This window comes from Roseovarius sp. AK1035 (assembly GCF_003288315.1).
Lineage (GTDB): Bacteria > Pseudomonadota > Alphaproteobacteria > Rhodobacterales > Rhodobacteraceae > Roseovarius > Roseovarius mucosus_A.
Genome location: NZ_CP030099.1, coordinates 2,600,615 through 2,624,038, shown reverse-complemented (window position 1 = coordinate 2,624,038; position 23,424 = coordinate 2,600,615). Strand labels below are relative to the sequence as shown.

At 55.6% G+C, this 23,424-nt stretch carries 16 protein-coding genes; 10 read left to right on the top strand and 6 right to left on the bottom strand.

Features of this window, described 5'->3' with window-relative positions:
* Positions 1 to 81 precede the first annotated feature (81 nt).
* Positions 82 to 948: an inositol monophosphatase family protein gene (locus RAK1035_RS12515; RefSeq protein WP_008281939.1), complete on the top strand. Its 867-nt coding sequence runs from the start codon at positions 82 to 84 to the stop codon at positions 946 to 948.
* 92 nt (positions 949 to 1,040) lie between these two features.
* Positions 1,041 to 2,828 (top strand): LuxR C-terminal-related transcriptional regulator, encoded by a 1,788-nt coding sequence (locus RAK1035_RS12510; protein ID WP_008281938.1) that lies wholly within the window; start codon positions 1,041 to 1,043, stop codon positions 2,826 to 2,828.
* A gap of 231 nt (positions 2,829 to 3,059) precedes the next feature.
* On the opposite strand, the gene gcvP is transcribed toward RAK1035_RS12510, so the two are convergent.
* Complete coding sequence (gene gcvP, locus RAK1035_RS12505) at positions 3,060 to 5,915, bottom strand: aminomethyl-transferring glycine dehydrogenase (RefSeq protein WP_037298345.1); 2,856 nt, start codon at positions 5,913 to 5,915, stop codon at positions 3,060 to 3,062.
* Between the two features lie 223 nt (positions 5,916 to 6,138).
* Between gcvP and RAK1035_RS12500 the strand changes: the two genes are divergently transcribed.
* The 8 genes from RAK1035_RS12500 to RAK1035_RS12460 all read left to right on the top strand — a co-directional run bounded on the left by RAK1035_RS12500 (position 6,139) and on the right by RAK1035_RS12460 (position 17,921).
* On the top strand, positions 6,139 to 6,966 hold the full coding sequence (locus RAK1035_RS12500) for a tyrosine-type recombinase/integrase (protein ID WP_008281936.1): 828 nt from the start codon (positions 6,139 to 6,141) through the stop codon (positions 6,964 to 6,966).
* Positions 6,967 to 6,993: 27 nt separating this feature from the next.
* A protein-coding gene (locus tag RAK1035_RS12495; protein WP_085976969.1) for an IS3 family transposase occupies positions 6,994 to 8,120 on the top strand; the annotation gives its coding sequence in 2 pieces (ribosomal slippage) (positions 6,994 to 7,258 and positions 7,258 to 8,120; 1,128 coding nt in all).
* Between the two features lie 317 nt (positions 8,121 to 8,437).
* Positions 8,438 to 11,791 carry a type I restriction-modification system endonuclease gene (gene hsdR, locus RAK1035_RS12490; protein WP_037298257.1) on the top strand — a complete coding sequence of 1,118 codons (3,354 nt, stop codon included), beginning with the start codon at positions 8,438 to 8,440 and terminating at the stop codon, positions 11,789 to 11,791.
* Positions 11,788 to 13,275 (top strand): class I SAM-dependent DNA methyltransferase, encoded by a 1,488-nt coding sequence (locus tag RAK1035_RS12485; RefSeq protein ID WP_008281932.1) that lies wholly within the window; start codon positions 11,788 to 11,790, stop codon positions 13,273 to 13,275. Before hsdR ends, RAK1035_RS12485 begins: the two co-directional genes overlap by 4 nt.
* Positions 13,272 to 14,513: a restriction endonuclease subunit S gene (locus RAK1035_RS12480; protein WP_008281931.1), complete on the top strand. Its 1,242-nt coding sequence runs from the start codon at positions 13,272 to 13,274 to the stop codon at positions 14,511 to 14,513. Before RAK1035_RS12485 ends, RAK1035_RS12480 begins: the two co-directional genes overlap by 4 nt.
* A gap of 67 nt (positions 14,514 to 14,580) precedes the next feature.
* Positions 14,581 to 16,656 (top strand): DUF262 domain-containing protein, encoded by a 2,076-nt coding sequence (locus RAK1035_RS12475; RefSeq protein ID WP_037298256.1) that lies wholly within the window; start codon positions 14,581 to 14,583, stop codon positions 16,654 to 16,656.
* Between the two features lie 8 nt (positions 16,657 to 16,664).
* Positions 16,665 to 16,883 carry a hypothetical protein gene (locus RAK1035_RS12470; RefSeq protein WP_198133600.1) on the top strand — a complete coding sequence of 73 codons (219 nt, stop codon included), beginning with the start codon at positions 16,665 to 16,667 and terminating at the stop codon, positions 16,881 to 16,883.
* Between the two features lie 375 nt (positions 16,884 to 17,258).
* Positions 17,259 to 17,921 (top strand): MT-A70 family methyltransferase, encoded by a 663-nt coding sequence (locus RAK1035_RS12460; protein WP_037298249.1) that lies wholly within the window; start codon positions 17,259 to 17,261, stop codon positions 17,919 to 17,921.
* Here RAK1035_RS12460 and RAK1035_RS12455 read toward each other — a convergent pair whose 3' ends face one another.
* The 5 genes from RAK1035_RS12455 to RAK1035_RS12435 form a co-directional block, all read right to left on the bottom strand.
* Entirely contained in the window at positions 17,922 to 18,662 is a 741-nt protein-coding gene (locus RAK1035_RS12455) for a BglII/BstYI family type II restriction endonuclease (protein ID WP_008281927.1), read from the bottom strand.
* Position 18,663: 1 nt separating this feature from the next.
* Complete coding sequence (locus tag RAK1035_RS12450) at positions 18,664 to 19,884, bottom strand: DGQHR domain-containing protein (protein WP_008281926.1); 1,221 nt, start codon at positions 19,882 to 19,884, stop codon at positions 18,664 to 18,666.
* Positions 19,877 to 20,374, bottom strand: a complete 498-nt coding sequence (locus RAK1035_RS12445) for a hypothetical protein (protein ID WP_157132418.1) — start codon at positions 20,372 to 20,374, stop codon at positions 19,877 to 19,879. The genes RAK1035_RS12450 and RAK1035_RS12445 overlap by 8 nt, the downstream gene beginning before the upstream one ends.
* A 340-nt stretch (positions 20,375 to 20,714) precedes the next feature.
* Positions 20,715 to 22,157 (bottom strand): hypothetical protein, encoded by a 1,443-nt coding sequence (locus RAK1035_RS12440; protein WP_157132417.1) that lies wholly within the window; start codon positions 22,155 to 22,157, stop codon positions 20,715 to 20,717.
* A gap of 147 nt (positions 22,158 to 22,304) precedes the next feature.
* The gene (locus RAK1035_RS12435; protein ID WP_157132416.1) at positions 22,305 to 22,898 is read right to left on the bottom strand and encodes a hypothetical protein; all 594 of its coding nucleotides are present in this window, start codon (positions 22,896 to 22,898) and stop codon (positions 22,305 to 22,307) included.
* Between the last annotated feature and the right edge of the window lie 526 nt (positions 22,899 to 23,424).

The window sequence follows — 23,424 nt, the reverse complement described above, 5'->3', positions numbered from 1 at the left end:
ACCCCCGGTCTTTAAGGCCAATGCCGCGTTGATTTCAGTCCCCAAGGCTGGCACTCCACCAGAGCCCCGACAGGAGATGACATGACCGATTCGCTGCCTATCCCGCTTTCTGCTCCGCTCACGCCAGCGCAACAGACCATGCTGGTCAATCTCGTGCGCCGCGCCGCGCGGGCCGAAATCATGCCACGGTTTCGCACGGTGACACGGGCCGACGCCAGCACCAAATCCGGGCCGCATGATCTGGTGACCGAGGCCGATCATCAGGCCGAGGCGATGCTGGCGCGGGGGCTGCAACGGATGTTTCCCCATGCGCTGATCGTGGGCGAAGAGGCGGTGGCAGCCAAGCCGACCCTGCGCGAGGATGTGTCCGAGGCGGAACTGGCCTTTATCATCGACCCGGTGGACGGCACCTGGAACTTCGTGCACGGCCTGCCGCTTTTTGGTGTGATCATCGCCGTCACCCGCTTTGGCCGCCCGGTGCTGGGCCTGCTGTATGACCCTGTCTCGGATGACTGGGTTATCGCCGATGAGGCTGCGCCTGCGAGAATGGCGACGGTTCAGGGTGCAGAGCGTCTTGTGCGCGTGTCAGGCGGCGGGGCTTTGGCAGAATTGCAAGGTTATATGCACTTCTCTCTTATGCCGAAGGACCGGCAAGAAAAGCTGGCCCCCCTGTTACCCGCGCTCGGACGGTGTAACGCCCTGCGCTGTTCTTGCCATGAATACCGTCTTTTGGCGCAAGGGGCCGTCGATTTCGTCATGTCAGAGGTTCTCAACCCCTGGGATCATGCGGCGGGCGTGCTCATCTGTCAGAAGGCCGGCGGCGTGGCGCGGATGCTGGATGGGCGCGATTACAATACTTCAATCACTCAGGGAACTCTCCTGAGTGCTGCAAATGAGGCAACTTGGCTCAGTTTAAAGGATCATTTCGCCTGTCTTTTGGAAAGCTGAAGCCAGAAAATCTTTTCATTTGCCTTTGATACGCCATTTCTGCATGACTTAATGGTGGCTTCGGCCAGTTTTAATCTCATCGGATTTCAGGCATGACATCGAACCGGCACACGGCGGATAAAGTCGACGTTGTCACCCTGTCCGACGCGGACCGGGCGGCGACCCTCGACCGTCTTTATGATGTCGCGCTCGATCCCGTGCGCTACGAGGCGCTTCTCGACCATTGGGAAAGCGCGATTGGGCCTCTTCGTGCGCAAGTCGATTTGGATGCGCCGCGTCTGTTGGACGAACCCCAGATTTCAGAACATTTTCGCCGCGCCACCGCATTTCTTGATCGCCTTGCCCCTGAAGACGCGGATCATGATGGGCTCGACGCCATGCTGGCCCCGTTTGACCGTGTGCCTGCCCTCTTGCTGGATCGCTGCCGTCACATCCGAGCCGCAAATCCCGCCGCGCATCAGGCCATGGCCCTGCCTGAAAACGCGCGCCTGTTCGATCTGCCGATCCATGAGGCTGATATGGACGCGCTCGCGGGTGCCCTCGACATTCTTTTCGACAGCCGGGAAAAAGATACCGCCGTGCTTCGGGTGCGTTCGGTGCAGGCGGGTCATCTGATCGTATTCCGGTTGCAGCGCTGTGTTGCCCCCGATGGCGCGGTTCTGGTTCTCGCCGCCTCGAATGAAATAAGCATGCCCCCCGGGTTTTGTGAGATTTTGATCGAAGCCTTCGATCTGACCCAGACCGAGGCGGATATCCTGTGCCATTTGGTGGATTGTCGCGGCGTCAATGAGATTGCCGCCGAGCGCGGACGCTCGGTGGATACGATCCGGGCGCAAATCAAGTCGCTGCTCGCCAAGACTGAGACCCACTCACAATTAGAACTGGTGCGTCTCGCGCTCTCGATGATCGACATGACCGCCATGACCGTTCGCGCGGCACCGGGCCCACGCGTGGTCAGCCGAGGTTATGCAGCGCTTTCAGAGCGGGATTTCAAATCACTGGTCATGCCCGACGGTCGGCGCGTGGATTATCTCATCCTTGGGGCACCAAGGGGGCGGCCCGTGCTTTACCTCCCCTTAGATTTTGGGTTGGTCCGGTGGCCTGCTTCGGCCGAAGCCTGCGCCACGTTACGTGGTCTCAAAATCATTGTGCCGCTGCGCCCGGGATATGGCCTGTCGGATATGGTGGCACAGGGGGCGGATTATGATGCGGCGCTCTACGATGACACCATGCGCGTCCTGCGCGCCGAGAAGGTGACGCGCTGTCCCATCCTTTGCCTGAGTGGCGATGCCTATTACGCGGTGAAGCTGGCCCGATTGAATCCTTTGGCCTTCAGTGGGATCGTGGCCTGTTCTGGCATGTTGCCCCTTACCCGCCGCGAACAGTTCGAGCGTATGCACAAATGGCATCGCTTCATCATGGCAGGTGCAAAGTATACACCGCATCTCTTGCCTTTCATGGTCAAGGCGGGGTTTCTTCTCGCGCGCAAGATCGGCAAGCGCAACTTTCTGCACGCGGTTTATGGCAATTCGATCGCCGATGTCGCGACGATCGAAGACCCGGAAGCGTTCGAGGCGCTTGCCACCGGGTCCGAAGTCGCCCTTTCCGACAACCATTCAGCGCATGCGGCGTTCTCGCGACAGCTTGTGTCTGGCCAACTCGATGATTGGAGCGCAGACGTCGAGGCTTTGCGTGGCGAGCTGCCGCTCGTGTTCATGAATGGCGCGCAAGACCCGCAGGTGCCGCTGGCCACATTCGAGGAATTTCGCCGGGATTACCCTTGGATCGAATTCCATCTGCTTGAGGATGCGGGGCAACTGGCGTTTTTCCGGCATTGGCGCCCGGTTCTGGATCGGCTCACATTACTGCTCGCCGATTAATTGCTTGCCGATTAATCGCGGCCTTTACCCCATTTGGGGTATGACAGACTCAAGACACTCACATTAGCGTGAAGTTAAGTGATAAGGGCGGCTCGTGTGAGTGATGGCGCATCCGTTTCTGTCGCTTGTCCGCTTTCCTTTCTTACGGGCGGATAATTTAAAAAGAGTAATTTTAGCAGGACAAAAGGCGGCCTTTACAGGCCGTCTTTTTCTTCTTGCTGCCAAAGGCGGTTATTCTGCGGCCTCGGCGTAGTCCTCCAGCGGTGGACAGGTGCAGATCAGATGTCGGTCACCATAAACATTGTCCACCCGGTTGACCGGCGGCCAATATTTATCCACCCGAAAGGCCCCCGGCGGGAAACAGCCCTGTTCGCGGCTATAGGGACGGTCCCAATCCTTGACGAGATCCTCCATCGTGTGCGGGGCGTTCTTGAGCGGGTTGTTTTCCGCGTCAATCCGGCCCTCCTCGATGTCGCGGATCTCTTCGCGGATGGCCAGCATCGCGTCGCAGAACCGATCCAACTCGGCCTTGGTTTCGGATTCAGTCGGTTCCACCATCAAGGTGCCCGCCACCGGCCAGCTCATCGTCGGCGCATGGAAACCACAGTCGATCAGCCGCTTGGCGATGTCATCCACGGTCACGCCCGCGCTCTCGGCAAAGGGGCGCACATCCAGGATGCACTCATGCGCCACCCGACCACCCCGGCCCTTGTAGAGCACCGGAAACGCCCCTTCGAGCCGCTTTGCGATGTAATTGGCGTTGAGGATCGCCACCCGCGTCGCCTGCGTCAGCCCGGCACCCCCCATCATCAGGCAATAGGCCCATGAAATCGGCAATAGCGAGGGCGAACCAAAAGGTGCAGCACTGACCGGCCCCTGAGATCCGCCCGTTTCGGGATGCCCCGGCAGATGCGGCACAAGGTGCGCCTTGACCCCAATTGGCCCCATGCCGGGCCCGCCACCGCCATGCGGGATGCAGAACGTCTTGTGCAGGTTAAGGTGGCTCACATCGCCCCCCAAATCACCGGGGCGCGAGAGACCGACCATGGCATTCATATTGGCCCCGTCGATATAGACTTGGCCGCCATGGGCGTGAGTGATCTCACAGACCTCGCGCACCGTTTCCTCGAACACACCATGGGTGGACGGATAGGTAATCATGCAGCCAGCAAGGTTATCCGCATGCTTTTCCGCCTTGGCGCGGAAATCCTCGACATCAATATCGCCATTCTCGGCGGATTTGACGACGACCACATCCCAGCCCACCATCTGCGCGCTCGCCGGATTGGTGCCATGCGCGCTGACCGGGATCAGACAGACGCGGCGATGCCCCTGCCCCTGCGCCCGGTGATAGGCGGCAATGGTCAAAAGCCCCGCATATTCCCCCTGCGCGCCGGAATTGGGCTGCATGGAAATCGCGGCATAGCCGGTGATGTCACAGAGCTTGGCGCTCAGATCGTCGATCATCTCTCTGTAGCCCAGCGCCTGATCAGCGGGCACAAAGGGATGCAAAAGCGAAAACTCGCGCCAACTGACCGGCATCATCTCGGCTGCGGAATTCAGCTTCATCGTGCAGGACCCCAGCGGGATCATCGCCCGGTCAAGCGCCAGATCACGATCCGCCAGCCGCCGCATATAGCGCATCATCTCGGTCTCGGCGCGGTTCATGTGGAAAATCGGATGGGTCAGATAGTCGCTCTCGCGCTGCAACACATCGGGGATGCGGTATTCGGGTGTGAAATCGGCATCCTCCATGATGATGCCAAAGGCGCGCCAGACCGATTCAATCGTCGCGGTGCGGCTGCGCTCATCGAGCGTGATCCCGATACGTGTCTCGCCCACGCGGCGCAGGTTGATCCCTTCGCGGACCGCCGATTGCAGCACGCCGCGCTGCAAAAGACCAACATCGACCGTGATCGTGTCAAAGAAATCGCCCGGTTCCACATGGAACCCCGCCGCCTCCAGACCCTTGGCCAGACGCACCGTCTTGCGGTGGATGCGCTGTGCGATGGCGCGCAGCCCCTTGGGGCCGTGAAACACCGCATACATCGACGCCATGACCGCCAAAAGCGCCTGCGCGGTGCAGACATTCGACGTGGCCTTTTCGCGGCGGATATGCTGCTCGCGGGTTTGCAGGCTCAGGCGATAGGCGCGGTTGCCGTGGCTGTCGATCGACACACCCACGATCCGCCCCGGCATGGCGCGTTTATAGGCATCCTTGGTCGCCATATAGGCGGCGTGCGGCCCGCCATAGCCCACCGGCACGCCAAAGCGCTGCGTCGAGCCAACAGCGATATCCGCGCCCATGGCACCCGGCTCTTTGAGCAGCGTCAGTGCCAAAGGATCGGCAATCACGATCCCGAGCGCGCCGCGCTCGTGCAGGGCTGCAATCTCGGGGGTGAAATCGCGCAGCGTCCCATAGGTGCCGGGATACTGGAAAATCGCGGCAAAGACCTTGTCCGCCTCCAGATCATCCGGACTGCCCACGATCACCTCGATATCCAAGGGCGCGGCGCGGGTCTGGATCACGGCGATATTCTGCGGATGACAATTCTCATCGACGAAAAACGCCTTGGCCTTGGCCTTGGATTTGGCCACGCGCTGCGCCATGGTCATCGCCTCTGCCGCCGCCGTCGCCTCGTCCAGAAGCGAGGCATTGGCAATCTCAAGCCCGGTCAGATCGCTGACCATGGTCTGAAAGTTCAACAGCGCCTCAAGCCGCCCTTGGCTGATTTCCGGCTGATAGGGGGTATAGGCGGTATACCACGCAGGGTTTTCAAAAATGTTCCGCTGGATCGCGGGCGGCGTCACCGTGCCGTGATAGCCCTGCCCAATGAGCGAGGTCAGGACCTTGTTCTTGGACGCGGTCTGCCACATGTGGAACTGTAGTTCCTGCTCGGACTTCGGCTTGCCGAAATCGAGCGGCTTTTCCTGACGGATGGATTTCGGCACCGTCTCGTCAATCAGGGCCTCAAGAGACCCGACGCCCAGCACCTTGAACATCTCGGTCATTTCCTCGGGTGAGGGGCCGATATGGCGGCGATTTGCGAAATCATAGGGCAGATAATCGGTCGCATTGAACGACATGGGTTTGTCCTCATCAGATCGCGCAGGTGGCATCACGCTGACCCGCGGCTTCTTTTTGGCAAAAATACTCCCGCCGGAGGAGTATCGTTATCGTGTCAGGCGTCTTCACTGCGTGTCACGGGATTTAATCTTCCTTAAATCACAATGCGTTACTGTGTCAAGACATCCCGGGATGGCTCGGGCAGTGTTGCGCTAGAATGTAGATAATTTGGAGGATATTCTTATGGCAAAATCGAATGAATTTACGGTTGCAAAGCTCAAATCTTTGCCCGTGGGCAAGTATTGCGACGGGCTAGGATTGTGGCTTCACAAGCGCGCGGATGGTGGGGCGCAATGGATCTTTCGCTTCCACTTATGGGGGCGGCAAAGGGAAATGGGCCTTGGCTCGCTGAAAACTGTCAGCCTTGCTGATGCTCGCCGAAAAGCTGACCTGGCTCGCAAACAAGTCCACGAGGGGATCGATCCCGTCAAAGAGCGTCGCCTGCAGCGTCAGCAAGGCAATGCGCGCGATGGTCGCCTGGAAGCCTTGGCCATGGCAACCTTCGAGGCTCAAAAGCCGAGCCTCAAGGGTGCAAACGCAAACGGCGCGTGGCTGGGTCCGCTTCGTGTGCATGTTTTGCCCAAACTGGGTCAGATGCCGATCATCAAAATTGATCAAGATGACATTGCCCGGGCCCTCGCACCAATTTGGCATGAAAAAACTGTCACGGGAAAGAAAGCGATCTCGCGGCTTCGGATCGTGTTCAAATATGCCAGAGCCAAAGGTTTTCTCGTAAACCGCGAAATAATTGAAGAAGCCGTCATCATCCTGGGAGAAAACAAGAAACCTGCAAAACCCAGTCTTGCCCTGCCGTGGTCAGACGTGCCCGCATTCTATCAGACACTCTCGGACGAGGATCCGGCGCAACTTGCGCTGCGCATGCTGATCCTTACGGGCGTACGTGCAGACTCGGTCATCAATATGCAGCTCAGTCAGATCAACGGATCAGTTTGGAATATTCCTGCGCTACATTGGAGTAGCCCCCTGAAAGTGGTCCACCAACTGGGATAGATTGTCCCGTGAATTGGAGGATCAGCGATGGCTGGAAAACGAGAGAAGCCCGAAGAGATCGTATCGAAGCTTCGGCAGGTTGAAGTTCTGCAAGGACAAGGCGCGACGATCGCCGAGGCGGTGCGCCAGATCGGCGTGACACAGCAGACGTTCTACAGGTGGCGTAAGCTCTATGGCGGGATGGGGAGGTCTCAGCTCGCACGCCTGAAGGAGCTTGAGAAAGAGAACCAGCGATTGCGGCGGGCTGTGTCCGACCTCACCCTGGACAAGCTGATCCTGACCGAGGCAGCAAAGGGAAACTTCTGAGCCCTTCGCGTCGCCGGAAATGCATCGACCATGTGCGGCGGGAACTTGGCGTATCAGAGCGCCGGGCCTGTCGCACACTGGGGCAGCACCGATCCACGCAGCGTAAGATGCCGCAAGGCCGTGCTGACGAGCAGCGTCTGACCGACGACATCATTGAATTGGCTGATCAGTACGGGCGCTATGGATATCGCATGGTCACTGGCCTGCTCAACAATGCAGGTTGGTGTGTGAACCATAAGCGGGTCGAACGCATCTGGCGGCGTGAAGGGCTGAAGGTCCCTCAAAAGCAGAAGAGAAAGGGGCGGCTCTGGCTGAACGACGGGTCGTGCGTGCGTCTGCGGCCCGAGCGCCCCAACCATGTCTGGTCCTATGACTTCGTCCAGGATCGCACCGCAGATGGCCGTGTCTACCGGACACTGAACATTATCGACGAATACACCAGGGAGGCGCTCATGATCCGCGTCGATCGCAAGCTCAACTCAACGGACGTGCTGGATGCACTGACCGATCTGTTCATCCTCCGCGGCCCGCCTGAATACATCAGATCCGACAATGGCCCGGAATTTATCGCTCAGAAGGTGCGGGACTGGATCGCCGCCGTCGGAGCGAAGACGGCCTATATCGAGCCGGGATCACCCTGGGAGAACGGATACTGCGAAAGCTTCAACGCCCGGTTCCGTGACGAGCTGTTGAACGGCGAAATCTTTTACAGCTTGAAGGAAGCCCAAATCCTGATCGAGCAATGGCGGGTTCACTACAACACGGTCAGGCCGCACAGCGCATTGGGCTATCGCCCACCCGCGCCCGAAAGCATCGTTCCGCTGGATCAAAGGCCCACAATGCACTAACAATCAAATCGGACCACCCGATGGGGGCAGACCAGGTCCAAGACCGACTATACCGGCCAATGCCGCAACATCAGCTTTCCTATTGGTCAAACTCACCGCTGCCCAGTTCCCGCGCTTGTTGAGTTTCACAAAGCCAACGCTCGCGGCTGCGGGGCGATTTAGCGACCATATGGAAAGAGTACAGGCTGGATATGCCTCAGACCTTTTAAGCGCGTACTATGTGCGGGATGCGACAACGTTCAACGATACTGCTGATGAGGCGCTGTTCTAGGCGATGCTAAGTTGCATCTTTGGCGAGGTTCGCGCAGAAATAGGTTATGGATCAGCACCATAGTAATTTCGAGTTCCTCGACCGTTTAGATCGTGACCTTGCCAACCTTGGCAGGCTCGCTGAGAGCTATTTTCAAGACGACCCCAGCACCAGCTTGATTAAGTTGCGGCAATTCGCTGAGAGATTGACCCGTCGACATTCTGCTCTCGTCGGCAGCACTGTGCATGATGCTGAAACCCAAGCCGATGTATTGCGCCGCCTTCAATACGAACGGTCAGCCCCGGATCGGGTTCTTGATATTCTCCACCACATTCGGAAACTAGGCAACGCTGCAGTCCATGACGGCGCAGGCAATCACCGGGAGGCGTTGGCGTGCTTGAAAATGGCTGTCCAACTCGGGGTCTGGCACGTCCGCACTAGCACAGCCGAGAAAGACTTTGCTACAACGCCGTTCCTGCCGCCTTCCTCGCCGCAGAACCCGAATGTAGAACTACAGCAAGAACTCGAACGCCTTCGTGTCGAGCGCAACGAGGCATTGAGCGCAGCCCAAAGGGCAGAGGAGGCGCATCGAGAAGCACGCTTGGCAGCGGAAACCGCTGAGATGCGGCATCAAAGGGAGCAAGAAGAAAGGAAAACTTGGGAAGCCCTTGCGCAAGATGCAGATCGTCAACTGCGCGATTTCGTCGAACAAGCGCAGCGACAAGCGCCTGCCGCCAAGATGTCCTTCGTGACAGCCGCCAACGAAGCGGCTGGTGTAATCGACCTGGATGAACAGGCCACCCGCGCCCTGATTGACCAGCAACTGCGAGATCGGGGCTGGGAAGCCCACAGTGTTGATTTGCGCTGCGGCAAAGGCACGCGGCCTGTGAAAGGTCGCCATATTGCGATAGCGGAATGGCCTACGCAGTCCGGCCCAGCCGACTATGCGCTTTTCGTGGGCGAAACTTGCGTCGGGATCGTTGAGGCCAAGCGTTACCGAAAGAACATTTCTGCGGCAGTGGATCAGGCAGAGCGCTATTCGAAGGGTTTTTCTTGGTCTGGTAATTCAGAGACTTGGGGTGACGGCTTTATTGTTCCGTTTGTCTTTGCCACGAATGGACGCCCCTATCTGAAACAGGTTGAAACTGAGAGCGGCATCTGGTTCCGAGATGTGCGGCTGCCCAATAATCTGCGGCGCGCCTTGGTAGGGTGGTTCCGGCCCGAAGAACTCATCTCCATGCTCGAAGTGGAGAAGGAAAAGTCGCAAGCCGCTTTGCAGGCCCGATCTTTTGATTTCGGGTTCGATCTGCGCCCCTATCAGGAAGCGGCGATCCGGGAGGTCGAGAAGACACTCGCCACTGAAAAGCGTGAAATGCTTGTGGCGATGGCTACAGGAACTGGCAAAACCAAGTTGGCCATCGCGATGCTGTATCGCCTGCTGGCCACCAAACGTTTCCGGCGCATTTGCTTCGTCGTTGACCGTTCAGCCCTGGGGACGCAGACCACCGACGAATTCATGAGCACGGCCATCGAAGGGCCAAAGACATTCGGCCAGTTGTTCGGCATTAAAGGGCTTGAGGACATCAAGCCTGACCCTGAGACCCGCGTTCACATCTGCACGATCCAAGGGCTTGTGAAACGGGTGCTATACAACGCCGAACCCGCTGACGTTCCGCCCATTGGTCAATATGACCTTATGGTGATTGACGAGTGTCACCGTGGCTATCTTCTAGACCGGGAAATGTCGGATGCGGAGCTCAGTTTCAGGGGGCAAGAGGATTACGTCTCGAAATACCGCCGCGTTCTGGAACACTTCGACGCGGTTAAGATCGGCTTAACAGCCACGCCCGCACTGCACACAGCCCAGATTTTCGGAGAACCCATCTACACCTACACTTACCGCGAAGCCGTGGTTGATGGCTGGCTGATTGACCACGAACCCCCGATCCGCTTCCAGACCGCGCTTGCCAAGGCCGGTATTACGTTTGAGGCGGGTGAAGACGTTGAGCTTCTGGATAGCCAGACGGGCGAGGTGCAGAACGCAACCGCCCCGGATGAGCTCAGCTTTCAGATCGAAGCCTTCAATCGCAAGGTCATCACCCAACCCTTCAATCAGGTCATCGCGGAAGAACTGGCCAAGCACATCGACCCGAGCCTCGAAGGAAAGACCCTCGTCTTTGCTGCGACAGATGCGCATGCCGATATCGTCGTCAATGAACTTAAAAAGGCCTTCGCTGCGCAGTATGGGTCGATCGAAGATGCCGCCATTCGCAAGATCACTGGCAGCGTAGACAAAGTCGGCACCCTGATCCGATCCTTCCGCAACGATGCCTTCCCGCAAATCGCCGTGACGGTGGACCTGCTGACGACCGGCATCGACGTGCCGAAGATCACGAACCTCGTGTTCATCCGCCGCGTGAACAGCCGGATTCTCTATGAACAGATGCTTGGCCGGGCCACCCGCCGCTGTGATGACATTGGCAAGGAAGTCTTCCGTATTTTCGACGCGGTGGACCTCTACGCAACCCTTCAAGACCTCACGCAGATGAAGCCCGTTGCCAGCAATCCGAAGCTGACCTTCGAACAGCTTTTTGATGAACTGGCCACCGTGACCGAGGAAGACCAGCGCGAACTTGTCCGTGATCAGGTTTTGGCCAAGCTGCACCGCAAGCTGCGCAAATTGCCCAGCAAGGTCGCCCAGAAGGTCGAAGACCTGACCGGCGAAACGGTCGAACAACTCCGCGACCGGCTGCGCCAAGGCTCGCCCAGCGATGCCGCCGCCCATGCCAAGAAATACGCGGGCCTTGGCAAAATTCTCGACTGGAACCCGGACGGCTCGGGGCCGAACCTGATCCCGATCTCGCATCATCCTGACAGCATGCACGCCGTCACCACTGGCTATGGCGAGTATGACAAGCCCGAGGACTTCCTCGACACCTTCCAGTCCTTTGTGAAAAACAACCAGAACCAGATCGCCGCGCTCACGGTCGTCGTTCAGCGCCCGCGCGACCTTACGCGGGCCGAACTGCGGTCTTTGCGGTTGGAACTCGACAAGATGGGCTTCTCGGAAACCAGCCTGCGCCGTGCGTGGAACGACGCCTCGAACGAGGATATCGCGGCCTCAATCATCGGCTTTGTCCGTCAAGCCGCGCTTGGCGATCCGCTGATCCCCTTTGAAACCCGCGTCCAGCAGGCCACCAAGGCCATTCTCGCCAAGACCAAATGGACCGATCCGCAAAAGCAATGGCTGCGCCGAATCGCAGAACAAATCACCAAGGAAATCGTGCTCGACCGCGACAGCATCGACCATGGCAACTTCGCGGCCCATGGTGGCTTCAACCGGCTGAACAAGGTGTTTAATGGTGAGCTGGAAACCATCCTGCACGACTTCAACGAAGAACTCTGGAAAGTGAGCGCATGAACCCGAATACCGCCGACATCGTTGCCAAACTCTGGCGCGAGGCCAAGACGCTGCAAGGCGCTGGCATCTCGATCATGCACTATGTCAACGAACTCACCTATCTGCTGTTCCTCAAGATGCTGGAGGAAACCGGCCAGACCACGTTGATCCCGCCCGCATACAGCTGGACCGAGCTTTCCAAGGCTGAAGGCGGCGACCAGCTGCGCTATTACAAGAAGCTGCTGCTTGATCTGGGCGACCCGGAAATCGTGCATAACCCCATGGTGTTGGCCATCTTCACCGATGCAATCACCCACTTGCGCGAACCCAAAGACCTGAAAACGCTGACGACGAACATCGACAAGATCGACTGGTTCACCGCCCGCGAAGACGGGCTTGGCGACATGTACGAAGGCCTGATGCAAAAGGTCATGTCGGACACCAAGTCCAAGGCGGGCCAGTACTTCACGCCCCGCGCCCTGATCGACAGCATCATCCGCCTGATCCAGCCGCAACCGGGCGAAGTGATCCAAGACCCCGCCACCGGCACCGGCGGCTTCCTGATTGCCGCCGACCGCTACATCAAGGACGCGACCGACGACCTTTTCAAACTGTCCGAGGATCAAGGCCGCTTCCAGCGCCGCCAAGCGTTCCGGGGGCACGAATGGGTGCCCGACACCCGCCGCCTATGCGTCATGAACATGCTGCTGCATGGCATCGAAAGCCTCGTCGGCTGCGAAGACAGCTGCGCGCCGCAGGGCGAGGCCCTTGGCCGTGCCGATGTGATCCTAACCAACCCGCCCTTCAACAAGATGCCGGGCGGCGTCAACCGGCCAGACTTCACCCTGACAGCGGGCGAACGTGTGGGCCCCATGCCCTTTCTTGAACATGCCATCCGCATGCTGAAACCGGGCGGGCGCTGCGCCATCGTCATGCCCGACAACATCCTGTTCGGCGATGGGCTGGGCACAGAACTGCGCCGCTTTCTCATGGTGAACTGCAACCTGCACACCATCCTGCGCCTGCCCACGGGCATCTTCTATGCCCAAGGCGTGAAAACCAACGTCATGTTCTTCACCCGCGTGACCGACAAGGTCTATCCCGCCAACCACAAGGTGCAGGGAACGCAAGCCGTCTGGTTCTACGACCTGCGCACCAACATGCCGTCCTTCGGCAAGACCAACGCCCTGACGGCCCAGCATTTTGAGGAGTTTGAGCGGCTGTTCGGTAGCGACCCCAAGGGTGGGGCGGAGCGCGAGGAGGGCGGCGAGAGTGGCGCAGAGACGGGCCGCTGGCGCAAGCTGACGCGGGATCAGATCACTGCGCGAGGCGACAACCTCGATTGGACATGGCTGCGCGATGAAAGCGGCGATCCCGAAGACGAGATGACCGAACCGGATGAGATCGCCGCCGCGATCATGGGCCATCTGCGGGCCGCACTGGAAGAGATCGAAGGGCTTGTCGAGGAACTAGATGCAGCGCCGATGGTGGAGGCTGCGGAATGACGGGGGTGCCACAAGGGTGGGCACAAAGCCGGTTGGCGGACTGGCTAGACATATCGACCGGGAAACTTGACGCTAATGCAGCGACCGAAAACGGCCAATATCCGTTCTTCACTTGTGCCGAGCAGGTTTCGCGTATCGACACATTTGCTTTTGACTGCGAGGCAGTCCTCCTCGCAGGCAATGGCAACTTCAATCTTCACAAATACACGGGGAAATTTAACGCCTACCAAAGAACTTATGTTCTTCAGCCTCACGAAATTGACCTTGGGTTCACTTTTGTTGCGCTAAAGTCGCTACTGCCAGAGATCACAAAAGACAATCGGGGCAGCACGATCAAGTATTTGCGTCTGGGGGACATCGCTGACACAGCTGCACCCCTCCCGCCACTCCCCGAGCAGCGGCGGATTGTGCGCAAGCTCGACACCCTCAGCGCCCGCAGCACCACCGCCCGCACCCACCTCACCGCCATTGAAAAGCTGGTGGAGCGATATCGGACGGCGGTTCTTGAGGCAGCGTTTCGGACGGCATGGGATGCAGGGTTCGATACCACCATAGCGGGGTGTTTGGAGCATGCCGAAACCGGCCTTGTCAGAAGCAAGGCCGAACAGACCGCAGGCGAAGGCTACCCCTACATTCGGATGAACCATTATGACTTGGCTGGCAGGTGGAATGACCGTGACCTCACGTATGTCGCGGCCACCTCGTCCGAATTTGAGCGTTATCAGTTGAGGGCGAACGACCTGCTTTTCAACACACGGAATAGTGCGGAACTGGTTGGCAAAGTGGCGATCTGGCCAGAGGGTAAGGACGGCTACCTGTTCAACAACAACCTACTGCGCATGCGCTTTTCGGCGGATGTCCTGCCCGGATTTGCCTTTTGGCAGATGTCCTCACCGCCCTTCCGGCGCTACATTGAGGGCTTCATCAGCGCCACCACAAGCGTTGCCGCGATTTATCAGCGTTCACTGATGGCTGCGCCGTTCTGGGTGCCCGACACCGACGAACAACGCGAAATCGTCCGCCGCATCGAAACCGCCTTCGCCAAGATCGACCGGCTCAAAGCCGAGGCCGCAAAGGCTCTGAAACTGCTGGGCCACCTCGACCAGCGCATTCTGGCCAAAGCCTTCGCAGGCGACCTGGTCCCCCAAGACCCCACCGACGAACCCGCCGAAACCCTCCTCGCCCGCATCCGCGAAGCGCGGGCCGCTACGCAGACATCACGGCGCAGACGGCGTTGACGGGTTTGGGCATGTCAGAAAGAAATTATAGCGAAAAGAAATCCAACGCGATTAAGGATGACCGACAGTGAAACCATTTACGCGATCAATCATTGATCTTTTCGACAGCAAAAGACGGTATCTTATCCCACTTTATCAGCGCAAGTATGCGTGGCGACAGGCCAATCTTGAACTGTTGTGGGATGATATCATCAGGGCAGTTGGCAAATTGCACGTTGATCGATCATCGCTGACCCCTCATTTCATGGGGGCGATGGTTATTAATCAGGTGAAAACCTATGGAATGCAAGTGCAGGCCTATGAAGTCATCGACGGCCAGCAGCGCCTGACCACCTTTCAATTGCTTCTGGCCGCGCTGCGGGATGTGGCAAAAGAACATAAATCGAAATACGAGAGAGAATCGACGAAATTTCTTTTAAATGAAGGCGTTATGGAGCGGCATGCCGTCGAGCGGTACAAGTTATGGCCGACCCTGACTGATCGTCGGGCTTTCATCGCGATAATTGACCCTGAGGCGGACGTCACGGATATCCCTGATCTTGTTGACGAGGCGGTGGACCCTGTCACGCTTGCTCACAGCGCCTATGGCTTTTTCAAATCAAAGATTGCAGATCATGTGCTAGCCGACGACCCTGAAACCATAGAATTCAAGTTCGACATTCTTTACGAGGCTCTAAAAGACGGCCTTGCAATTGTTTCGATAGAACTTGAGGCAGGGGATGATCCGCAAACGATCTTCGAGACCCTGAATAGCCGAGGTATCGAACTGACCCCCGCTGATCTGATGCGCAATTTCATCTTTCAGCGCGCCACTGGATTGGGGCAGCAAGACGCGAGCCTCAACGTTGATAAGCTCTACAAGCAACATTGGTTGCCGCTGGATAGACCCTTTTGGCAGCAGACCGCCTCGCGCGGGCGGCAGAAGACCTCGCGCATCAACTGGATGCTTACGGATCACCTTGCGATGCAGCTTGGACAACTCGTGGCAGTTGATCAACTTTTTTCCAGTTATCGGCGCTGGGTGTTGGATCAAATGCCACCTTCAACCTCAGAAGCTGAGCTGACGTCGATTTCTGCGACTGCCGCTGTGGAACAAAGACTGTTCGAGCAGTCAAAGGAGGATGCGCTTGGCAGGTTTGGACGATTTGCAGATGCTTTTGATGTCTCAACAGCCATGCCTTTGGTAATTTACATCGCGCGTTCTGGAAGCGCTGTAGAGCTGGAAGAGAGCCTAGAGATCCTGGAGAGTTATATTCTTCGCCGAGATATCTGCGGATTGACAACGAAGAATTACAATAAAGGGTTCGTAGGTATTATTGATCGCCTCCGGCGCATGCAAACTTCAATTGTTGAGACGCTGAAAGAGTATCTTTCAAATCGCAAGTCCGACATTGATAGATGGCCTGATGATGAAGAATTCAGGCGCGCTTGGTTGACGCGAGATCAGTATCGCAACGCTAGGCAGCCAAGACTCCGTTATATTCTGGAGGCCATCGAACAACAGAAACGCACGAAGCTTAATGAAGAAATAGAGATCAAGTCCGATTTGACGATTGAACACATCATGCCACAGAGTTGGCGTGCGAACTGGCCAGTTGAAGCAGATAGCGAAGCGGATGTGCAAGAAAAAGAGCTCACACGCGAAACATACATCAACAAGTTGGGAAATCTCACTCTTCTGACGCATCCGCTGAATGTGACGGTCTCGAATGGCCCGTTTTCTGTGAAGCTCCCAGCGCTAAGGGCGCAATCATCGCTTGCCCTGAACCGGGAACTTTCAGGAGACAAAGTCTGGAACGAGGCGGCCATCAAGCAACGCGGCCATGATTTGTTTTGTATCGCAGCGATGCGCTGGGAGCGGCCTCTGCCAATGGCAGAGGACGACGCTGTCGAAGCGGGTAGCCGGGCATTTTCAGCCTTGCCAGAGGGAACACAGTGCGTGTTCGAGTACGGTGGCAAGCGGTTTACTGGCAATTTACGAAATGGTGCTTTGGAGATAATTGGCCTGAAGGGGCGACACTTCTCGTTTTCATCTGCATCGAAAGCAGTGACTCAGACGAGCCGGAACGGCTGGAGAGACTGGACGATCCGTCTGCCAGGATCAGGCCAAGAGTTGCTCGCTGATGATTGGCGTCGCGAATGATCGTGATTATGACCGCCTTCGCCAAGATCGACCGTCTCGCCGCCGAGGCCGCAAAGGCTCTGAAACTGCTGGGCCACCTCGAGAGCCGTATTCAGGCCAAAGCCTTCGCAGGCGACCTTGCACCCCATGACCCCACTGATGAGCCCGCCGAAACACTCCTCGCTCACATCCGCGAAACGCGCACCGCTGCCCCCAAGGGGAAGCGCGAGCGGCAGTTACAAAATTAGAAAGGCACCCCATGGCAACCAGTTTCGCCGATGCGCTATCACCTCTCGCCAAGACAATGGCTAGGGTTGCACGCAACATCGAAATCCTAAGGCTCTCGGCCCAGTTGGACGGTGAAGACTTTCCGGCCTCTGCAAATATTGCCCGAGCAGCAGTGTTGAAATGGGCATCTCCCGCGCGCTCACCGAGCGCGTTTCCTGGAACGGCCTGCCCCGTCGCGCGGGATCCGGGCAAGCCCGACCATCGCGCCCGTGCGCCCCTCGTTAATCGCTGGCTCACCAGCGATTAACGGATTCTTGCCAAGTTTGGGCGATGTTTCATTGCCGGGCACCAAATCTTGATCTACAAATGTGTACAACCAAAAGCGGGAGAAAACCATGACAGCAGCGAACGACCTGCAAGCCTTTCTTGGCGGCGACAAGTTTGCAACCGTTATGGCAGATCCGCCATGGCGCTTTCAGAACCGCACAGGCAAGATCGCACCAGAGCACAAGCGCCTTGCCCGCTACCCCACGATGGAGATGGAAGAAATTTGCGCTCTGCCAGTGGCCCAGCACCTCGAAGATCGGGCACACTGCTACCTTTGGGTGCCCAACGCCCTCTTGCCCGAAGGTCTCCAAGTACTGAAAGCTTGGGGCTTTGAATATAAATCCAACATTGTTTGGGAGAAGGTGCGCAAGGACGGTGGCCCAGATGGGCGCGGCGTTGGCTTCTACTTCCGCAATGTGACGGAGATCCTCTTGTTCGGCGTGCGTGGCAAAGATGTGCGCACCCTTGGGCCTGGACGCAGCCAAGTAAACTACATCGAAGCCGCCGAGCCGGACAGCGATGTGATGAAAACCCGAAAGCGCGAACATAGCCGCAAACCCGACGAACAGTACCAGATTATCGAGTCTTGTTCCTGGGGGCCGTTTCTGGAACTCTTCGGGCGCGGCAAGCGTTCTGGCTGGACTGTTTGGGGCAACCAAGCAGAAGACGACTACAAACCGTCTTGGAAAACTTACGCTTACAATTCGGCAAGCGTCCCAGCGGCTGAATAGTTATTCCGCCACAACGCTTGCGGGCAATCCAATCAACAGCAGCGGGCATGGGTTACCCACACCGCGATAGATACGGTCTTCCAACTTTCGCCAATGCGTCGTTGCCTGACCGAACTTGTCACTGACAAATTGCCGTGAGAAGGCTTCGGCAAATGGTACTTGGCGGTCCACCAATTTCTTAACCGCGTCCGCCTGGCGCCGCGTGCGCTCTTTCATATTAAAACGCTCGACCATCGCGGACTCATCAATGAACCCGTGCTTTTCAATACAACGCTGGACGATGCCCAACATATTGTCTTGAAGGCTTGCGCCACGCGTAATGAGTACGCCCACCGAAATGGCCGATTGCGCGTGTAGCCGCTGGAAGTTTTCCAAGTCTCTATCGAAGAATGGATCCTTGTTGTTCCATTCAATCTCTAGCGCAATTGTGCCTCCATCGGCCCGGCGCACGTGATCAATCTCGTGCGACATGGCCACGGTCTCAATGCCATCCACAATCAACTTGAAATCAAAGTGGTGCTTCGGCCAGGCCGCCTCATAGAGTCGCCGCCGCAGGCGTTGCGTCGATTGTGCTTCCCCGCCGCCCGAGCCTATCAACTCTTCCGCCGGGATCCGCACCTCCAACAACGCGTCTTCTAATTCTTCCGCGATATCGGGAAAGTCTACCGTCAAGATGGCCCCCGCGTGGTTGCGGATGGCCACATCAAATCCAGCAGTTATCAAGCCTTCAAAAATCGACAACTTAAGTTTCCCAGCCCATTTCGGACATCAGACTGCGATACAGTTTCGATATTCCTGAACTCCCAGGAACAAACTCATCCTTGTTCAAATCGGCTGCATCAATATTTATGTTCTGGAACACCCTATCACAGGCTTCTCGTGTCAGGATTTGACCTGGGACGTCACAGTTGTTCAAATATACTGGTCTCAGAAAACGCACGAGCGCCGCATAGCCAGTTGTTCTGTTCAGAATTACACCTGGCGGTGCGTCATCCCATGCAACAGGCCACTTCGCCTTTACTGCGCCAAAATAGTTCGTAAGGCACAGGAACACACCACTATCATCGTCTTCATCAAAGAACGGCTGAAATATGAATCTTCTCCATTCATCGCTCTTTCGACGAGAACCAAAAATACCGCGATAACGCTTATTGCGTTCTACCTCAGGATCCGCCGTAATGTAGTCCACAATAGGTTTAACGACTGTTGCCTGTGCCAGCGTCTGAATTCGCCCCTTTCCAGGATCCGCTTTGCCAAGCCGCTTGACCTTATCGTGGAAAGGCCCCTCCCGGTCGCGATTCATCGCTAAAACGACTTCATGTGCAAACTTAACTGGCCCCCTCTCCTCATAGTAAGAGGCTAAATCCACAACTAGGCTTTGATTGACCTTGGTTTGTGCCTGGTTAACCCGCGCGAAGATCTCCGCCTTGTCGGCATCTGACGCGCCAACAAAGACCGAAACATTGACGTCAAACTCGCGCCCATCTTCCAGCCCTTCAAGCCCAGCAACACGATGCTGGCCGTCAATAATGAAGGCAATTTTCTCGACTGGCACGAAGTCTTCATCACCTGGATTTCCGAAAGGCATCAGTTGCAACGAAAAAACCCTCGCTCTTGGGTCGAGCTCAATCTCCTCTTCTTGCTCTCCTCGAACGACAGCGTCTGCTGCCGAGTTGTATGGCAACAACTGCACACAGTCAGCAGAAACGGCAATAATTATCGACGTTGGAAAAGTCGCATAGTCCAAGTTTACATATTTCTCAATTTCTTTGATACGCTTCTCCGACCGCTCGCGCTGGATGCCGGCAATTGTCTCTTGCGTCCCTTCAAGAAATGCACGAATCTCAGTATAAGAAATCTTTACTAGGGTCCGTGCGTCCAGTCGACCAACGTAAAAGTCTCCAATCGGCTGCGAGACTTTCGATACGGGAAATGTAATAGGCAATTTTAATTCGTTAAGCACGGTCTACTGCCCTCGCTTTTATGTCGCGCACGCGTTTCTCTTGTGCTTCACCAGCTTCCTGCGCATTCGGTATGACTGGCTCTAAGAGCAGGGTGAAAAACCAAAGGGCGTGCAGGCCAAAGAAGATCCACCAAAGCCACCTAAGAACATCTTGTGACAGACCATTGGGTATGAACCCAGGATTTAGACCAATAAGGAAAGCGGTAATGACCATTGGCCCAAACAGAAAAATATAGAGAAGCACCGCAAGAATGGGATGTGTTGGCTTGTGCCTAAGCAGCGCAATGAATGTTACGCCACCGACAGATAAAATGGTTAGACCGATTTGTCCGCCCGAGAAATAACTGTAGAAGGCATCCCATAAGCGTGGACTGGCTTTCTGGCCCCATAGTGCAAGCGCCACGAGGAAGATAGCCCCTAGCGCGCCAACCATCGAGGCCGACACCTCACCAAGTGCTCTTCCCCAGTTTTTTCTTAGCAAATCAAACATCAGCACCTACCGTTGCGGAAGTGACGCTAGGCTCTGCGACGGCTGTACGGCTGTCAAGCCGACATCGGTAACTTTGCAACTTACTTGTCACCGTTTCCTCACTTCCTGCCCATCTCCTGGCCAGGGATATCGCCCACCAGCGCCGGAAAGCACCGTCCCGATGGACCAGAGGACCACGATGCACTAACATTTAAACCGGGCCACCCGATGGGGGCACGCCAAGTGCGGCGCATACCTCGGAAGCGGGGCGTATGAGAACAATTCGGACGCTTGTCAAATAAAGCCCTTGGATCAAGGCTCAGGGATAAAGCCCGATTTGAAGCTGGAAGAACACTACCAATTACTGAGCGGCGGTATTGCCACGCGTTTTCTTGATGAACAGTCCGTAGGCTAAGATCAATACAGCCGGAACAAAAGATACGAGTGTATATGCTCCTAGGTAGCCTTCCGGGAGTTCAAAAAGGTTTGCCAATTGGCTAGCGCTCACAGCGATGACAAAAAAAGCGCAACTTATGTCCGCCCATAAATTTGACTTCTGTTTTCGTTTCTTCACAGCAACAAAGATGCTTGCAGCTAGGTAGGCGGCCATAGCGCCTAGGGGGGTAAGAATTACGAAAACCACATCCATAATAGGGAAATTCATGTAAACAAGCCAAATCGTGAACGGAATAGTAAAAAAGCCAATGAGACCCGACAAAAGACGTGGCCAAATCGCATCTTCGGCTGAGTCACAATCTAGCCCCAGCAGGTCTCCTGAAAGCTGCGCCAACGAAACAATTGCTGAGTCCACAGTGGTAAAGATAATTGAGGTTAACCCAATTAGAATTAGAGCAGCAAGCACGCCGTCAAGCATCGATGTTCCCGAAGCTTGTTGACCGAAAAACGCTACAAGATCTTGCCCTCCTTGATTTGAGGAAAATACGACACCAATAATTAAAATTAGGAAGATTACGGTGGCTTGTAAGAATCCAACCACCAAAAAGCTCGAGTTATTTTCCTCACTTGAACGATTACGAGACGCGGAAGTGTTGATTATATTATAAAACTGTGTTGCCACCGCTGTAGCGAACACCGCAAGCGTCGCGAGTAACCATGGCAAAGTTGTTGCTGGCGTAGATTCGAGCAAAGTTGCGATACTAGTTTGGCTTTGTTGCAACCCAGGCTGTGAAAAACCAGCAAACAAAAGAAACAAAATCAATAATAAGACGGTGAATGCTTGCACGTAGTCTGTCTTTAGTGCTGCCGGGAACCCCCCGATCACAGAGTAGCCAATCGCCATACAACCTAAAATTGTTGCTGACGCGTAGACCAGTGCTCCATCGGGACCGAAACCGAAAATAGCAGATAGATACTTCGATGAAAGCCAAATCTCAAAAGCAATTAGGCACATGAAAACAAGGAGCCTTACGAGGTTAAAAACAAAACTAATTTTTGTGAAATGTGAGGTGTTCGATAGGAAGTTGGCGTAGTTCCGTGGAGCCACTCCCGAGTTGTCTTTGTAGAGCGATATCACTCCTTCGAGTTTTGCCAGCAAAGCGAAGCCTACCAACACGCCCAACGGACCCGCAAGCGCGCCTAGTCCCAAAGTAGATCCAGTTGTCGTTAAATAAGCAAATCCCGTTCCAAGAGTAATATTGCCGAATACGGTTGTGATCCGCATTTGAGACTTGGAAGCAACGTTAAAGAAACCAGCAGGACTTTTGGTCCTTGGATAGGAAAAAAGTGCAATCGCAAAGTACACACTTAAGATCGCCAAAAAGAGAGTTGTTAGAAACGAAGCCATGTTAGTTCGCGCAGAAGTTTTGCCGACACGACGGCTTGTTCAAGCCTAGCACACAGATCAAAACGTAATCTTCGAGTCCAAAGCCCGCAGCACCAGCTACTAAGGCTATTCGTCCGTTTACAAAAACTAGCAGTATCATGTTCACCTTTAACTTTTGTTTTGCTGAATCCGCGGTTCATCGATCAAACTGACCGTAAGCGCGCGGAGTACTGATTTGTGTGCCCAGAATCTCAAAATGGACCCGCCGGCTACAATTATAGCAAATAGTGTCAACAGCAGCAAAAGAGCATAGTTAAGAAGCGCGTACGGCCAAGCAGAACGCACTTGAATTAAGACAAGCGTTAGAAGCGATATAAATAGGCAAAAGAAGTCCAAAGACACAAAGTAACCGGCATTTCTCCCATTTATCATCACGGATATCGGTCCTGTGAGGTTCAGTGTCCATCCATTAAAAAAGATCAGCGCCGAAATTCCGAAAATAATGAAAAGTAAATGATCGGCGTTTACAGGGATAAATAGTTTGAGCGATAGGATGCCAATCAATAGTAACCTTGTCGCTTTATCCAGTTTTTTTGCAAGCGCAGAAGGATGACCTAAAACGTCGAGACCACGTTCGTGTGTGTTTTCAATCATCAGGTAAGAAGTCAGTACATAAGCCAACGCAGCTCCCAAAACCGCATCCGCCAAGCCATTGTTCAATACTTGATACTGTTCTGAAAGCAGATCCTCAAAAAAAGCCAAGGACTTCAGATCAAAACCCTTCCAGGCTTTGATGAGAGAAGCGATCAACAAAACCAAATACGCAAAAGGGAAAAATTGGCCGGGAAAATATTTATACGTATTGATTTTCTTGTTCCCCTAATTCTTTGACCTCCGGAGCATGTTACGTCATGGTTTAAATCAGTCAACGGGCTTATTGTGCTTCCGTGTCGCACATTAAGGTTGTGCGAACAGTTTCCCCAGCGTCCGTTAAAAAATCAGCCGAAATGACAATGCATAACTGATCCTGAGCAGCCTGATCTGACTGGTCCGCTGTGATTGATAATGCGTCGTGAGCTTTTGGTCCATCTGCATGATGGTTACGGGTGCCGGTGGTAGACGTCCCAGTTCACTCTCGGGCCGTTGTGTGTTGTAGTGCTTTCTCCGGCCATCACGAGATGTGTCTGACTGACTCAAAGTGCAGAACAAGAATTCAGATTGAGAGCACGACGTTGATCAGATGATGGATATCGAACATCCTATAATAGACAACGCCCAGATCTATATG

Bases quoted from the DNA above. Each gene is read 5' to 3' on its own strand.
- RAK1035_RS12470 (WP_198133600.1), top strand. From the start codon at position 16,665: ATGACCGCCTTCGCCAAGATCGACCGTCTCGCCGCCGAGGCCGCAAAG.
- RAK1035_RS12485 (WP_008281932.1), top strand. From the start codon at position 11,788: ATGAACCCGAATACCGCCGACATCGTTGCCAAACTCTGGCGCGAGGCC.
- RAK1035_RS12515 (WP_008281939.1), top strand. From the start codon at position 82: ATGACCGATTCGCTGCCTATCCCGCTTTCTGCTCCGCTCACGCCAGCG.
- RAK1035_RS12510 (WP_008281938.1), top strand. From the start codon at position 1,041: ATGACATCGAACCGGCACACGGCGGATAAAGTCGACGTTGTCACCCTG.
- RAK1035_RS12445 (WP_157132418.1), bottom strand. From the start codon at position 20,374: ATGTTTGATTTGCTAAGAAAAAACTGGGGAAGAGCACTTGGTGAGGTG.
- RAK1035_RS12440 (WP_157132417.1), bottom strand. From the start codon at position 22,157: ATGGCTTCGTTTCTAACAACTCTCTTTTTGGCGATCTTAAGTGTGTAC.
- gcvP (WP_037298345.1), bottom strand. From the start codon at position 5,915: ATGTCGTTCAATGCGACCGATTATCTGCCCTATGATTTCGCAAATCGC.
- RAK1035_RS12460 (WP_037298249.1), top strand. From the start codon at position 17,259: ATGACAGCAGCGAACGACCTGCAAGCCTTTCTTGGCGGCGACAAGTTT.
- hsdR (WP_037298257.1), top strand. From the start codon at position 8,438: ATGGATCAGCACCATAGTAATTTCGAGTTCCTCGACCGTTTAGATCGT.
- RAK1035_RS12500 (WP_008281936.1), top strand. From the start codon at position 6,139: ATGGCAAAATCGAATGAATTTACGGTTGCAAAGCTCAAATCTTTGCCC.
- RAK1035_RS12480 (WP_008281931.1), top strand. From the start codon at position 13,272: ATGACGGGGGTGCCACAAGGGTGGGCACAAAGCCGGTTGGCGGACTGG.